This is a genomic window from Parvibaculum sp. (assembly GCF_049651025.1).
Lineage (GTDB): Bacteria > Pseudomonadota > Alphaproteobacteria > Parvibaculales > Parvibaculaceae > Parvibaculum.
This window is the reverse complement of record NZ_JBASBH010000078.1, coordinates 1-15,490: the sequence shown is the minus strand read 5'-3', so window position 1 is coordinate 15,490 and position 15,490 is coordinate 1. Positions and strand designations below refer to the sequence as shown.

Here is a 15,490-nt window from a genome sequence, read left to right as displayed (position 1 = left end):
AAGGCCCTCAGGCCTTCCCCCTTCAAAATTTCCCTCGGTCAATTCGTCAGTCCACGATTGACGCACTCAGAACGATGTTCCGATAGAAAAGAATATCCGCGCATTCCGGTCGCCTTCGGCGGCAACCCTACGCGTCAATGGCTGTGCCACTTCGATCGAAGCGGTCGCCCTATCCAGCGCTGCAAAACGCACGCCAAGCCCGGCAGAAGCGAGCGACTCGCGCTCCTTCTCGCCCGGCAGGGGCTTCTCGAGCCATGCCGTGCCGCCTTCGTAGTACGTGTAGAACTGCACATTCGAGAGGAAAGCGGCGCGCTCGATCGCGTTCCACTGCAGCTCGACCTTGCCCGCAACGCCGCGATCGCCGGTGACTTCGGAGGGGTCATAGGCGCGTCCATAAGCGAGACCGCCAAGACCAAACTGTTCCGAAGAGAGAAGACTGTCGCCAAACGAGGTCTGGCCGACAGCGCCCAGCAGCAAATTCACATTCGTGATGAGCGGATGGAGATGCGTCACTTCAAGATTGCCGCGATGGAACGTGCCATCAGCATTTGTCCGCGACCGGTTCGGGTCCGACATGGTGGAAGCGCCGAAGACGTCGAAGCCCTGCGTAACCGAAGCCGACAGGGTCGAGTAACCGCCCCAGCTATCAAGCGCGTTGACAAAGACGCCCGCATTGGCCGAGCGGATATGGTCGTTGAAGAGCGGCTTCACGAAGTCGTCTTCCGACCTCGAATCCCGGCTCGTGATGCCGCCCTGCGCGATGACGTTGAGGTCGCGCGAGCGGATGAACGGATAGGACAGATTGGCCTCGAAGGTCGTGGACCTGCCCTGATTGTTGAGCGTCTTCAGCGTCGAGCCCGGCTCGGTGCGCGTATGGCTGAGCGAGGTGAAGAGGCGCAGTCCGTCCGTGCCCAGAGGCAGGTCAAAGCTCACCGCTCCGAAAGCGACCTCCGGCCCGCCCTGCGGCGCGACGACAGCCGTCAGGCCGAGACGCCCGGCCGTGCCGAACACGTCATTTGCAAAGGCAGCGCCCGTGATTTCGATGGGCCCGAGATATTTGGACCCGCGATTGTCGACGCCGAGATAGGCGTCATAGGCTTTGCGCTCGACGAGAAGCGTCAGGTCGGCGGCGCCGGGCGTGGTCTGCGAAGGCGTCAGAACGCTGCGGATTTTCAGGCCCGAAATATCTTGCGAAAGCAGAAGCTCGCGCTCAAGCGCCCTGGCGGTCAGCGGCTTCGTCGCGGCAATGCGCTGGCCATGCGCTTCGAGCGCGGATTTCGCGCCGCCCGCATCGCCTTCCACCGTCACCTTGTCGATGAAACCTTCAACGACCTTGATCTGAAGCGCGCCGTCATTGATGCGCTGCGTGGGAACGATCGCACGGGCAAGAATATAGCCATGCGAGCGATAGGCGGCAGTCACGCGGCCCGCAAGTTCGAAAACCTGCGTCAGCGTGATTTCCTTGCCAACATAGTCCTTGGCAAGAGCTTGCAGTTCATCAGCGGGAAGGACCGTATTGCCATCGAAGGAAACGCTTGTGAGCGTAAAGCGATGCGCATCCGCATTGGCGGGCGCTTGCTGATCGGGCAAGGCGGGAATTTCGATCGGTGCGCCAACCGTCGGCGCCGCCTGCTGGGGCTTCAACCGGTCACCGGTACGACCCGGATCCGTTGCCTCCGCAGCGTAACTGCCGGTCGGCAAAGCCAAAAAGCACACCGTAGCCGCAAAAATCGCAGCATAGCTCACGCGAGTGAATCGCATTAGTTCCCCCCAGATTTGTCGCCGCAACTTCCAAAAGCGCCACGACAAGCGCAATCAGTCAGATCTTCGCTTCAGTAAAAGATTAATAAATATTTAACGATTACCCTACATCAGCGATCCGGATACGGCGACTCAAAAAAGCCATTTTTTGTCCGAGTGCGGCAGATAGCGGCACAAGGCCGCAATTCGACGAGGGGGTCCGCCGATATACACCGCACAAGGACAATAGTGATTCCACCTTTGGAATCTGGCGCTTAGGGGCGGAACGAAACGCCGTCGCGCATTGCGTCGGTGTATTATTTAAGTCACGTAAAAAATTTTGGCGCGCAGTGGTTAATGGCCATCGAGAGGCTGATCGTTCCACCCGCCAAGATCGAGCCCGCGCAACGCCGCAACGACGTCGGTTCCGTTTTTACCTGATTGCACAAGCTCTTCCACGGCCTCATGCGGCGTCTTGCGCGCGCGATAGGTCCGTGGACTCACGATTGCAACAAACCCGTTAGCCACAACGATAACGCGTGCTTCCCGTCGCGCGGGTGCGTCTTCGGCAAGACCCGCGCCGTTCATCAGCCTGCGCGCATCGCTCAGCACGGAACCTATCGGCAGGTCTGTGGATATCTGCGAGAGCAGGCCAAGCCATCGCTCGCCGCCCGATGCAATCTGCCGCTTCTCGCCATCTGTAAGCGGACCGGTCTTGGTAAGCAATTCCGCGGGAACGAAGAGCTTGCCCACATTGAGCAGCGCGCCCGCCAGTTTCGTCGTCTCCACTTCCTCGCGATCGGCGCCCAAAGCGGCCGACAGTTCGGCTGCAAGCGCGGAGACACGGCGCGAATGGGCCGCCGCGCCCGGATCGCGCTGGTCGATGGCTTCAAGAAGCAGGTTCGTCAGTGTCCAGTAGAAATGAACCTTGTCCTGCCGCCGCTTAACGGCTTCCGATATATCGTCGAGGCTCAGCAACGCGCCCTTGCGGTCTTCGTCAACGCCACGAAGCGGCACAGCCGTCAGCGACAGGGAGCGTCCATCCGCATCCTCGATCTCGCCGCCGCTCACCGCCCGACCCTCTGCCTGGCAGCGCCCGAGCGTTTCAGCCGCAATTCGCGCGATATGCGCGGGCAAGGTGTCGCTCAGCGCCCGGCCCACAAGCGAGGCGGGATCGCTGCCCGCATCGCCAGCAAAGCGCGCATTGGCAAAAATGATCCGATTGTCGGGATCGAGCAGGACGAGGCTGCCCGGATGCGTGTCTGCAACCGTCTGCAGCATGCGCTCGCGCCGGGCAAGGGCCGCCGAATGAGCCTCCGCAACGCTTGCCGCCTCGGCGGCATGTGTGGCCGCGCCATGCCTCCACAGCGCAAAAACGGCGGCGATCAGGGCGAGCAACCCGAACAACAGGCTGACCAACAGGCTCTGCAGCCGCTCATTGACGCCGCTCAGCGCAACGGATTCGGGGATATGGGTGACGATGACCCAGGGCGTTCCGGCGACCGCCTTGCCGTAAAGCAAGGCGTTGGCGCCATCAGGCCCGGCTGCAAGAAGCAAGGCATCGGGCGCGGCGGCGGCCTGAAGCAGCCCCGCATTTTCACGCGCATTCACCGCAAGTGAACCGACGCCCTTGCCCTTGTCCATCGGCGGACCGAGCCTGCTGACCTCATCGCCATGTCGATCGAGCAAGACGGTCTGCATGTCGGCGGCGCCCGTGGCCTCGAATGCCGCCCAGAACTCATTGCCGAGAATGCTGCTGCCAACGAGAAACCCGACCGGCGGCGCATTTGGCGTGATCGCCTGAAGGGGCATGATCGGGACGACAAAGGTTGCAACCGCCTTCCCGTCAACCACGGCGCTGCCAATGGCGCGGCCCTGGCTTGCCGCGACCGACCACAAGGCGGCGACGCTCTCCCTGGACGGCGCAAAGCCCTGCGTCGAGGCGATCAGGGCGCCGTCAGCCCCGAAGAGAGCAACGCCTGCGGAGAGATTTCCATCCGTTGACGCAGCACCAGCGGGCCGGAACAGCCCGCGCTGCCCGAGCGATGCCACATAGCTGCCGACGAAACTGCGCTTGGCTTCCCCCTGCTCCACGGCGGCAGGATCGAAATGCGTGACGGCAAGCTCGGAGAGATAGATCTGGACCGTGGGATTGGCCGCTGCGCTGCGCAGGACGCCAAGACCGTCCGCCGTGAACTTGCCCGCGACGCGGTCGGCACCTGCTGCCGCCGAGGCCAGACGGTCGCCCCAGCGCAGAAGCTCGAAATCCCGCTGATCCCCGACGAGCCTGAACACCCCCCAGACCGCGAGCAGCGTGACCGCGACAATCGCGACCGCGACCCATAAAGGCGCAATGCGTCTGCCGCCAAGAGTACCAAGAATCCCCACGTTCTCGCCCTTTCCGCGCCGGAGCCGGACGTCGTCAAACGCCGCCACGCGCCGAATCGTTAGAATCGGAACAATCCCCTCAACCCAGCCTTAATACCAGCCGGCCCAATATCACAGGAGATAAAATGGACATGAATGCCTCATGCGGCTCGCACGCGCCCTTCTCGCAGCGACCATCGCGTTTGCCGGTCTGACGACCGGCCTGCGCGCGGCGGAGCTGTTTTCAGAGGGACCCGGATCGTCCGACTTCTCCATTTTCCCCGGCTGGCAGCGCGTCATGACGCAGACGAGCACGCAGATCGCACCTGCGTCGAAGGTCGATGCAACCGCACTCTGCCCGACCGGCACGGACTGCAAGCTCTCGCAGTGGAAGGCCTTCCTGAAGGAAACCGCGAAGCTGCCGCGCGACAAGCAGCTCGAGACCGTCAACACATGGGCGAATGCCCATCCCTATGTTGAAGACTGGGCAAGCTGGGGCCTGCCCGACTATTGGGAAACGCCCGCCGAATTTCTCGCTCGCGGCGGCGACTGCGAAGACTACGCCATCATCAAATATTTCAGCCTGATCCAGCTTGGTTTTCAGGTCGATGAAATGCGCATCCTCGTCGTCAACGACATCAACCTCGGCATCTTCCACGCCGTGCTGGCCGTGCACAAGAAAGATGCGCCGACCGTTCTGCTCGACAACCAGGTCGCACAGGTCGTGCCGATGGCGCTGGCAAGTCACTACGTGCCGATTTATTCGCTCAATGAAAAGGGCTGGTGGATGGCGCCGCAGACGCCCGTCGCGACCAATGTCGATTTTGAGGCAAAAAGCGTCTTCGCGGCCGCCGGTCGCTGAGCAGGTGTCGCCTACCGAGAAAACATCGTCCACGGACGATATGAAATCCGCAAACTCCAAAAGAAAAATCCGGCCCCATCGGCCTGCATTGCAAGACCGATGGGAGCCGGATCATCAAAGGCGCGCCTTGCGGCTTATTCGTAGACGAAGGCCTTGTCGTCAAGATCGATATTGGGCAGTTCGTCTTTCTCGAGCCAATAGTCCTGCGTGTGCTGCCACTCGGGCTTGTCGCCACGCTTGGGCAGCAGATGCATGCCGCGCATCAGATAGCCCGGATTGAAATTCTCCGGATCGATCCATGGCAGCAGGGGCATGTCCTTGTCTTCAGGCCGCAGCGCGACGGTGACTTTCTTCGCGCCCTTCTTCTTCATGTGATCGAGAAGCCTGCACACGAAGTCGCCGATCAGATCGGCGCGCAATGTCCAGCTTGCGCGGAAATAGCCGAAGACCCATGCCATGTTGGGCACGCCGGTAAACATCATGCCGCGATAGGTGACCGTCTGGGAGAAATCCAGCGGCTTGCCGTCAACGGCAAAGTCGATGTCGCCGAGAACGCTGAGGTTGAAGCCTGTCGCGGTGATGATGATGTCGGCTTCAAGAACCTCGCCCGACTTCAGGAGAATGCCCTTCTCGGTGAAGCGTTCGATTTCATCGGTGACGACAGACGCCTTGCCCGATGCAATGCCCTTGAAGATATCGCCATCGGGCACGAAGGCGACACGCTGCTGCCAGGGCCGGTAGCGCGGTGTGAAGTTCTTTTCGACCTCTTCCGGCGGCAGGAACATGCCAACGGCCGCCAGCAATTCCTGTTTCACCGCCTCCGGCTCCTCAAAGGAGCGGCGCGCGAACTCGGCCTGATCCTGCAGAATCTTGCGACGCGTGATTTCGTGAATCCACGTCTCGTCAATCTCCAGAGCGCGCAACTGATCGGCAAGTTCGTTGGCGTTGCGGCCCGGAATGAAATAGGTCGGCGAACGCTGCAGCAGCGTGACATGAGCGCAGTCACCCGCAATCGCCGGAACAAGCGTCGCCGCTGTGGCGCCGGAGCCGATGACGATGACCTTCTTGTCTTTGTACTGCAGGTCTTCCGGCCAGGTCTGCGGATGGATGATCTGCCCCTTGAAGCTATCCATTCCCTCCCACTCAGGCGTGTAGCCTTCCGAATGGCGGTAATAGCCCTGGCACATCCAGAGGAAGTTCGCGGTGATGCGAACGGTCTCGCCCGTATCCGTGCGGACCGCTTCGAGCGACCAGAGATTTTCTTCGCTCGACCAGCGCGCCGATTTGATCTTGTGGCGATAGCGGATATGCGCGCCGAGATCGCTCTCTTCGATCACCTCGCCCATATAGGTGAGAATTTCCTTGGCGCCCGCGATCGGCGTGCCCGTCCACGGTTTGAAGCGATAACCGAAAGTGTAGAGATCGCTGTCGGAACGAATGCCGGGATAGCGATGCATGTGCCATGTGCCGCCAAAGCTCTCCAGCCCTTCAAGAACGACGAAGCTGGTGCCGGGCAACTGCTTGGCAAGATGATAGGCGGCACCGATCCCGGAAATGCCCGCGCCTGCAATCACAACATCGAAGTGCTCCGCCTTCTGGGAAGCGCTCTTTTGTGGAGCCGGTTTCGTGAGTGTGTCTGTCCCTGTCATGGATAACCTTTTTCTTTTTTGGTTGGCGTCATTCGCGCCCTGTGCATCGAACCTTGAACTGGCTGTTCAATATTTCGACACTTCAACAATGTGATTTGCCGTTCCATTTGGAAATGGATCACAGCGCGGCAATTCGTCTCTAAGAGGCCACCCGGTCGAATTTGACGCAGGGTCCGGGCCCGTCCGCCCCGTGCTATCGCAATGCATTCGCGAAAGAATGCTTTATCGCGCTGGCGCCATTTTGCTGTATGTCGATCCTATTCCATTTTGCACGCGACAGCCGGTCTAATTTGCCCGCGGGTTCAATTCGATTGCCCGTAATCCCGACGACAAAAAGGGCCGGAGGATTTCTCCCCCGGCCCTGTTGTTTGCCGCTGCCGATTTTCAGGGTGTCTTGGTGAAAACGCCGATGCCCGACACGCTCGCCGCTCCAAGGCCGAAGGCATAAGTCACGCCCATCAGCGGCGCGCCGACGCCATATCCCTGCGCGGCAATGGACGCGGTGCACGAACCGGCGCAAGCAGCTCCCCCGCTCGTCGTCACATCGGCACTGCCGAGGAACCTCGCAGTATTGTTGAGCGCAATCTGCGAGGTCGCGACATTCGCCGTGCCGCCTGTCGTCGCAATGCTGTAGGTCGCATCGCCCGGCATCACGACCTCAAGCTCCAGCCCGAGCTTCGAGCTGTAATTGTTCCACGCGACGGCAAGCTCGCCGGTCATGGTTCCAGGAGCGGATCGCCCGTCGCTGAAGGTGGGCGATGTCGCGCCGGCAAGTTGATAAGTCGCCGTGCCGGTGGGATTTGCGGCTGTCGGCGCGAGGCCGGTGATCAGGAAGTGGAGGCCGCGATCGCCTTCGAGATTCTTGCCGGCAAGCGTTGCCGTGCCCCCGGTGGTTCCGCCCGCCCAGCGGCCCCACATGGCATCGTCGTTCTGACCGAGATCGGCCATGCCCGCCGTGCCGATATTGGCATTGGCATATTTGAGCAGCGCCCCATTGGCCGCAAAGCCGAGCGCCTGACCGGCGAACGTGTTTTCGCTGGTGTTCGAGCCGATATACATGCCGTTGTAATTGCCATCGGCATAGGGCGAGGCGAGAGGCCCCGGCGAGATGGCCGGCGGCGTGACGCCCGTCGTGGTGAAGGCTGCTGCGCCCGAAATATTGTAAGGCGTGTAATCCGCCCCCGATTGCCAGATCTTGTAGGTGATCGCCGCCGAACCGGCGCCGTCGCCGGCAAGCACGCCGTTAAGCGAGAAATAGCAGCTATCCAATGCCGGGCACGCCCGCCCGCCCGCATCTATCGTCATCGTGCCGCTACGTGCGATCTGGCCGACTGCAAATCCCGGTGAAGCAGTCGTGATGACGGAGAAGGGCGACAGGGAAAGGTCTTCAATGCCGCCGGGCGTCGTCGCCGTGTAAATCTTGTCGCCAGGCATACCGATCTCGAAATCGAAACCTACCTTGGGCGACGCCACGCCGAAGCCGACCGCCATGGTACCGCTGAACGTGCCGGGCTCCGAACCGCCATCGAAGAATGTCGGCGCGGTATAACCCGCCAACGTGTAGGTCGCCTTGCCGTAAAGCGGAATGTTGGTCAGAGGCACGCCGATTGCGTAATGCAGGGATTGAAGATCGGGGAACAGCGCGCCGTCCATCCCTTGCGTGTAGTTTACGAGATAGCCCGTCATCGTGCCGCCGTTGAAGCGCCCGATGGTCACATCTTCATTGCCCCAGAGATCGGCAACAGCCGCTGTGCCGCGCCCGCCTGTATCGCCGCCTGCATATATGGTCAGAAGAGTGTCGAGCGCCCCGTCGTCATCGAGCGTGATGGTGCCTGCAACCGACGCGCCGCCATTGATCGTAACAAGATAGGGACCGGACCCGAGTTCCGCCGTGATTGCACCGCTGGAGACGCCGGTCGACGGTGTGCCCCCGCCGGTTACGCCATCGCCCTTGAAATAGGCCGCGCCGTATATCGCATTGGCGGACGGGCCGCCCGAGTCGCCGACCTGATAGCTGAGGCCTATGCCTTCGGCATTTTCGCCCGCGAAGAAACCGCGAAAGGCCGCCGTGCAGGCCCCCGCGATCTGGCAGGCGCGGCCACCATCGGCAACGGCGATCTGGCCATAAAACACACCGCCAAGACTATCCCATCCGGTCTTTGCCAACTGCACCTCGGATGAGGCGACATCGGCTATGCCGCCGTTCGTACGCAGCACGTAAACGTGGTCGCCGGGCATGTCGATTGCGAGATCGAAACCGATGCGCGTGACGAGACCGAAGCTGACGGCGATATCGCCCGTCAATGTACCGGCATCGATCGCACCGTCGCCGAATGTCGGCTTGGTGGCGGCGGAAAGCGAATAGGTCGCCGTGCCGCTGACAATCGGCGTTTCGGTTACACGGCCGATTGCATAGTGAAAGCCTTCGCGTCCGCCATAGACGAAAGCGGGCGCGGAATAATAGGCCCCGGCCGTCGTGCCGCCATTCCAGCGTCCGACTGTCACAAGCTCGTCGCCCGCAAGTTCGGCGGTCAGATTGGTGCCGCGCTCAGGCTTTTCGTCCGAGCCCCAACTATATTTGTTCAGCTCGCCCGAACCGTTGAACTCTGCCGTGACATTGCTGCGCACGTCGAGGCCGACATCTTCCGTCGCATAGGCGATTGCATGAGGCGCTGTGCCGAGAGCCGCGCTGACGGAGCCGGAGGCAACCCCCGGCGTCGTGTCGACATGGCCGTTATTGCCGCCATTATCGCCTCCATTGTCTCCACCGTTATCGCCCCCATTGTCGCCGCCGTTGTCACCGCCATTGCCGCCCTGGTCGATCGCGCCGATCTCTTCCAGCGTGGCCACGAGGAATGGAGGCACGCTGCTGCCGTCGCCGCGAACATTGGCGGGCGAATAGGCAATATCGGTGCCGCTATCGCCTGCCGCAAATTGCGGTGTCTCCGCCGCGGGCGGCGTGAAGGTGCCCGAAATGCCGCCAGCCGAGGCGACATAGCCCTGCCCCGCCGAAAATGTGCGCGTGTCGCCACCGGATGCGATGGTCGCCGTACCGCTATTGACGCGCCCGTCGAGGCCGCCTTCGCCTGAGGCGAATGCCGTATAGGCGCCCTCACTGCTCGCAATGGTAACGCCATTGCGCGACACCGAAATGGCCATGCCCTTGCTGTCGACGCGCATCGAGCCTGAAATCAGCTCGATGGAAACGCCCGCACCATCCTCGCTGATCCTGAAGCTCGCACCTTCCTGCACCGTGACGGTGCTGCCATCAGCAAGCTGCATTTGCAGCAGCGCGCCCGTGACGACAATCTCCGCGCCTGCGGGAAGATCGCTGCCGGTAAACGCCTCGCCATTGACCGTCACATTGCTTGCGCCGAAAAGCACCGGCACGGCATGCGCCGCCGCGGGCAGCACGAGGACCAGGCTCGATGTCAGAAGCAGCCGGTTGAAGAACCGGCGAAAGTTTTTATGCGTCATGCTGGAGCCCACCTCTAGAAATCAACGCTGATGGAAATGGAAGAGACAAGGCGGTCATAGTCGTAGAGCACGATGTTGCTGTCGGCATTGGTGTATGAAACCTCCGCACCCAGCGCGACCGCTGGTGTCAGCGCGTAACGCGCGCCGACCGCCGCATCGACCCTCACAGTCGAACGCTCCGTCAAAAACAGAATTTCCGGATCCTTGTAGTCGGCGGCCTCGATTGCGGCATTTGCATAGGCGCTGACGCTGTCTGTCAGCTTCACCTCGCCGCCGATACGCGCGCCGACAAAGGCATAGGTCAGATTGTCGAAGGCGCTGTCGGTCGTCTTCTCAAGCCCGCCATAAAGTCCGCCGAAGACGTAAGGCTGCATCGACCCGCCAAGCGGCTGGCCGACCGTGAAGCCCGCCATATAGCGATTGGCATCCTGTGCGCGGTTGTCGGGATAATGCAGATGCGAATAGAGCAGATAGACGCCGAGGTCCGTCTGGGACTGCGTGCGATAGGTCCATTGCCCCAGGCCGCCCACCGCATAGCGATAGACATCATCATCGACCCAATAGGATTGAAGCTGGGCCATGATCGAAAACGTGCCGTGATCCGGCGTCGCCTGCGCGAAACCGAAATTGAGCCCCAGGATCGCCTGATCGAAATCGCTATGGTCCGCATTCTTGCGCATGCTCGCCGTGAGATCGGCTATCAGACGCTGGTCGATCGACAATCCGTGAGTAAGCGACATGCGCCCCATCACTTCGGCGAACCCGTCATCCTGCGCCTGCGCATTGGCGGACAGATTGCCGAATCCAAGGCCTGCAAAAGCCGGAATGAGAATGCGGCTGTCGCTGGTAGAATTATTGACGTTGGTGTCGTAGCCGGCCGTGAACTTCGCCGTGCCGCTGATCTGCGTGCCGCCGCCCGACAAACCCGTATCCAGCGCCGTCACATAACGATCGACCGTTTCGCGCACGGCAGGCGGAACATTCTGGCCGCTCACCGCCGCGAGCTCCCGGCGCGCAGCCTCCGGCTCATTAAGCGCAATATAGGCCCGGCCGAGTTCGGCACGCGCCTGCAGATGATCGGGCTGTACTGCCAGCACACGTTCAAAAGCTATCACGGCGTCGGACGGATGGCCTGAATCGATGGCCGCCACTCCAAGCGCGTAGTCGAAGGCCGGATCTCCGGCGCGGGATCTTTCCTCGGATTTCAACTGCGCATAGGCGCCTGCCGCATCGATGCTTGGAGCCTGAGCCGCTCCACCTTCCACCGTTTCCGCCTGCGCTGCTCCGATCCCCACCGAGAACGCGACAAGACCGCCCAATATGACGCGGACCCCACACTTCATGCATCACCCCTTGCACACGCAAGCTCCTGCACTGGCTGGCGACCACTATCATCTGCTTACGCATGAATGAGCCGACAGACCCGCAATGGAACAAGAAAAATCACCATCTCTTTCTGGGCAAATTGACAGGGGCCAACAACCCTCATATGGGGGGAATATGGCGACCTGGACCCCCTCAAATCGGGGGAGAGGTGATAGAACGACGGCAGTCGGACAACGACGCGAGACGAAAACGGACCATCCGTGTAGATCAAATATATTTCATCGTTACACTGGGCTCAGGATGACAGGTCGAAAAATACAATCTCCCGGAACCGTGATGCTCTGTGCGGCGCTGCTGTGCACATTCATACTGGTTGCCACGACCTTCATATCGCTCAGCCAGCCCTGGCTCGGCCTGCGTCTTGCGCCCGATACAATGCGCGACGGTCTCCAGATCGTGACGGTCGCCCCATCGGGACCCTCGGCAGGTCTTGAGGCTGGCTCGCGCCTGCTCTCTGTCGCTCCGGCGGAAAATTCTTCCGGCCGCATTGTCCTGCGAGAGGACGACATCGTCGAGGAATCCGACTTCTTCGACACCTATGAGCGCATCGACGATTTTTTCCATCGCCAGACATCCCTGCATCGCATGCTGACGCAAGGGCCGGTGCAACTGGAGACGATCAGCCCAGGCGGGCAGACGACGCTTCATACGATAACGGCATCGAGCAGACCGCTTTCCAACCTGCCGCTCGTCTATTGGGTGCAGATATGCGTCGGTGTGGTCAGCATGATGGTCGGCGCCTGGGTATGGAGCTTAAGGCGTGGCGACATCGGCGCAATCATGTTTGCGCTTACCGGCGTCTGCCTGCTCATCGCGGTGATGCCCGCGGCGATATACAGCTCCAGAGAGCTGGCGCTGGATGGCTCGTCATTCAGCATATTGAGCAAGATTAATCACGTCGGAACCGCGTTCTTCGGCGCTGCAATGACGGCACTTTTCCTCTGTCACCCTCGCCAGATCGTCAGGCCGGCGTGGATTCTGGCCGTCTTTCTCCTCGTCGCTATTTTCACGGCGATCAATGTCTTGCGGCTGGCGCCCAATCCGCAATTGGGCATACAGATCCCGATATTCGTCGAAATGACGATGGTGGTTGGCGCCGTTGCGTGGCAATGGCGCGCCAACAGGAATGACTTGAGAAATCTCGCCGCCCTTCGCTGGCTTGGCCTTTCGGTCATATTGGGGGCTGGCACTTTCGTCTGCATCATCATCCTGCCCTCCTTCCTCGGTCAGGGCATTGTCATCAGCCAAGGCTATTCCTTTCTCTTCTTCCTCCTGATCTATCTCGGGATCATGCTCGGCTTGAGGAGATACCGCCTGTTCCAGCTTGAAGACTGGGCGGTCAATATTCTCTTCTACGCCGTCGGCATAGTGATCCTGGTCATTCTCGACGCGGCCCTGATCTACATCCTCTCTCTCGGCCGCGAGATGTCTTTCGCCATCTCCCTTCTCGCCGTCGGCTTCATCTATCTTCCGTTTCGCGAAATGGTGTGGCGGCGGGTTACATCCCGGCGGCAAATGCCTCAGGAGGATCTGTTCCGTCACGTCATGGATGTGGCCTTTACCGGTTCGGCGTCTCAGCGGGCGATGAAATGGCAGGAGCTGCTGCGCAGTATCTACGACCCGCTGAATCTGGAAACGATCGCGGAAACCATTGACGATGCGGCCATCAGGGAAGACGGGATAAAGCTGGTCATCCCGCCTGTCGCTGGCGCACCGGCGCTGATGGTGAGCCATCCCTGGCAAGGCCGCGCCCTGCTCGCGCCGTCGCATCTGCAACTTGCCAGACAGATCATCTCGTTGATGCGGCATGCGGAAGAAAATCGCGGCGCCTATGAGAAAGGTGCAGTCAATGAACGCAAGCGCATTGCACAGGACCTGCATGACGATGTCGGCGCGCGGCTCCTTTCAGGATTGCACAAGCCCGATGTGGCCCAGACGCATGAAGCATTGCGCGCCTCGCTTGCCGACATACGCACCATCGTCAGTGGCCTGACGGGCGAGAGGCTGCCGCTTGAGCAGGTGCTGAGCGATCTGCGATACGAAACATCGCAGCGTCTCGATGCAGCGGGAATCGCGCTCGACTGGCCGTTGAGCGTAGCCTATGGCGACGAGACTCTGCTGGAATACCGCATCTACAAGAACCTGACCTCGGCCTTGCGCGAAATCATCAGCAATGTCATTCGCCACGCCAAGGCGAGCCGCGTCGCCATGTCGGTCATGCGTCACGGCGACCGCCTCGAGATTCACATCGCCGATGACGGCGCGGGCATGACTGCGCAAGCCCACGGATCGCAAAGGGGAACCGGCCTGCACAATATTCGCAGGCGCGTGGAAGAAGTGGGCGGCTCTATATCAATGCCCGCATCGGAGAAGGGAACGCAATTTGCGCTGTCTCTTCCGCTCAAGGCGATCGCCCCATGATGACGTCACCCGAAAAGCTGCATGATCGACGCGTCGCCCTCGTCGTCGAAGATCAGGCCGATACGCGCCAATGGCTGGCCGAAGTTTTACGCGAAACATTCATCGGCATCACGGTTGCTGAAGCGCCGGATCTGGAAAGCGCGCTCCGCTGGTTGCGCCAGCGCGCCGCGGCGAACGAAACGCTTCACTTCGATCTGGCTCTGATCGATCTGGGCCTGCCGGACGGACCCGGCATCGAACTGATCCATGAAATGAACACGCATCACCCGCATGTCTCGTCGATCGTCACGACGATCTATGATGACGACGCGCATCTTTTCGACGCCATTGCCGCCGGGGCGAAAGGATATCTGCTCAAGGATCGCGACGCCGAAATGCTTGGTCATTTTCTGCGCCGCATCGATATGGGCGAGCCGCCGCTTTCGCCCTCGATTGCCAGACGCATGCTGGAGCATTTCAGGAATGCGGGGCAAACAACCGAAGCAGCGCCCCCCGAGACAAGATTGACGCCGCGCGAAACCGATGTGCTGCGTCTGATCGGACGCGGCCTGCGCGTGTTGGAAGCAGCCCGCGTTCTGGGCCTGAGCGAGCACACCGTTGCCGACTATGTGAAAGCCATCTACGCCAAGCTCAACATTTCCTCCCGTGCCGAAGCCGCCCTCGAAGCTGCGAGACGCGGCCTCACCTGACCCCCCTTTTTCGGGGGATACCTCCCAAACAGGGGGGCGAATACGTTCAGCCCGAGGCTAACTTCAGTCTGGGCAAGCTGCATGAACACGCATTTCTATCGCAAGACCGGCGCAGTTCCGCACGCTCTCGACATGCACCGGGCAATCGACGGGCTGATGCGGGGCTTCGATCTGACGGGCTTCGACGCCTTTGTCGTGGACCGGGAGTTGAACGTCGTCCGCGCCAATTGCAGCGCAGGTCTCGCTGAGCCCGTGCTGTTTCATATTCGGGGCGGGAAATTACGGACGGTTCTTCCCGAGCAGCAGCAGAAACTCGAAATGCTCGTAGCCACCTCGGCGCGCATGTCGGCAGGTAGCGCGGCGCACTCGATGCCCTTCGTCTTGCTCGATCGCAACAAGCTCCTGGTGAAGGGCGCCGCCGTCAACAAGGGGGCCATGCACCACGAGCCGCCACTTGTCGCACTCTGGTTCAAGGCCAACGGAAAACTGAGACGCATTGCTCCAGAAGCAATTCAGCAGATTTTCAGTCTCACACCTGCCGAGAGCAGGCTCGCCTCGGAGCTCACCGGCGGCGCCTCCCTGATAACGGCTTCCGGCAATATCGGCATCACGCTCAACACGGCGCGCGATCGTCTGAAATCGATATTTGCCAAAACCCAGACAAGACGACAGGCAGAACTCATCGGCTTGCTCTCTCAGATTTCCTGACGACAAACACAAAAAAGCCCATCGGTCATCCGATGGGCTTTTGTATTTGGTTGCGGGGGCAGGATTTGAACCTGCGACCTTCAGGTTATGAGCCTGACGAGCTACCGGGCTGCTCCACCCCGCGTCAAAACATGGCAGTCAGACCGTCCGCCGGACGTTGTCCCTCAGGGTCTGTCTACGATGGCCCGGGC

The 15,490-nt window shown here is 60.8% G+C and carries 9 protein-coding genes and 1 tRNA gene; 4 read left to right on the top strand and 6 right to left on the bottom strand.

Annotated features, from left to right (window positions below; all coding sequences use genetic code 11):
* Positions 1 to 66 precede the first annotated feature (66 nt).
* Together WA943_RS10760 and WA943_RS10755 are read right to left on the bottom strand one after the other, a co-directional pair.
* Positions 67 to 1,644, bottom strand: coding sequence for a ShlB/FhaC/HecB family hemolysin secretion/activation protein (locus WA943_RS10760; RefSeq protein ID WP_424469876.1), 1,578 nt, complete (start codon positions 1,642 to 1,644; stop codon positions 67 to 69).
* Between the two features lie 450 nt (positions 1,645 to 2,094).
* Entirely contained in the window at positions 2,095 to 4,128 is a 2,034-nt protein-coding gene (locus WA943_RS10755; RefSeq protein WP_424469875.1) for an HD domain-containing phosphohydrolase, read from the bottom strand.
* Between the two features lie 142 nt (positions 4,129 to 4,270).
* Between WA943_RS10755 and WA943_RS10750 the strand changes: the two genes are divergently transcribed.
* Positions 4,271 to 4,969: a transglutaminase-like cysteine peptidase gene (locus tag WA943_RS10750; RefSeq protein WP_424469874.1), complete on the top strand. Its 699-nt coding sequence runs from the start codon at positions 4,271 to 4,273 to the stop codon at positions 4,967 to 4,969.
* Between the two features lie 134 nt (positions 4,970 to 5,103).
* On the opposite strand, the gene WA943_RS10745 is transcribed toward WA943_RS10750, so the two are convergent.
* From WA943_RS10745 to WA943_RS10735, 3 genes are all read right to left on the bottom strand, one after another.
* Positions 5,104 to 6,618 (bottom strand): flavin-containing monooxygenase, encoded by a 1,515-nt coding sequence (locus WA943_RS10745; protein WP_424469873.1) that lies wholly within the window; start codon positions 6,616 to 6,618, stop codon positions 5,104 to 5,106.
* Positions 6,619 to 7,002: 384 nt separating this feature from the next.
* Complete coding sequence (locus WA943_RS10740; protein WP_424469872.1) at positions 7,003 to 10,095, bottom strand: hypothetical protein; 3,093 nt, start codon at positions 10,093 to 10,095, stop codon at positions 7,003 to 7,005.
* Between the two features lie 14 nt (positions 10,096 to 10,109).
* The gene (locus WA943_RS10735; RefSeq protein ID WP_424469871.1) at positions 10,110 to 11,438 is read right to left on the bottom strand and encodes a tetratricopeptide repeat protein; all 1,329 of its coding nucleotides are present in this window, start codon (positions 11,436 to 11,438) and stop codon (positions 10,110 to 10,112) included.
* 319 nt (positions 11,439 to 11,757) lie between these two features.
* Between WA943_RS10735 and WA943_RS10730 the strand changes: the two genes are divergently transcribed.
* The 3 genes from WA943_RS10730 (at position 11,758) to WA943_RS10720 (ending at position 15,299) form a co-directional block, all read left to right on the top strand.
* On the top strand, positions 11,758 to 13,902 hold the full coding sequence (locus tag WA943_RS10730) for a sensor histidine kinase (protein ID WP_424469870.1): 2,145 nt from the start codon (positions 11,758 to 11,760) through the stop codon (positions 13,900 to 13,902).
* Entirely contained in the window at positions 13,899 to 14,591 is a 693-nt protein-coding gene (locus WA943_RS10725) for a response regulator (RefSeq protein ID WP_424469869.1), read from the top strand. The genes WA943_RS10730 and WA943_RS10725 overlap by 4 nt, the downstream gene beginning before the upstream one ends.
* Positions 14,592 to 14,672: 81 nt before the next feature.
* Positions 14,673 to 15,299 carry a helix-turn-helix transcriptional regulator gene (locus WA943_RS10720; RefSeq protein ID WP_424469868.1) on the top strand — a complete coding sequence of 209 codons (627 nt, stop codon included), beginning with the start codon at positions 14,673 to 14,675 and terminating at the stop codon, positions 15,297 to 15,299.
* 47 nt (positions 15,300 to 15,346) lie between these two features.
* On the opposite strand, the gene WA943_RS10715 is transcribed toward WA943_RS10720, so the two are convergent.
* Positions 15,347 to 15,423, bottom strand: a tRNA-Met gene (locus WA943_RS10715).
* Positions 15,424 to 15,490 lie beyond the last annotated feature (67 nt).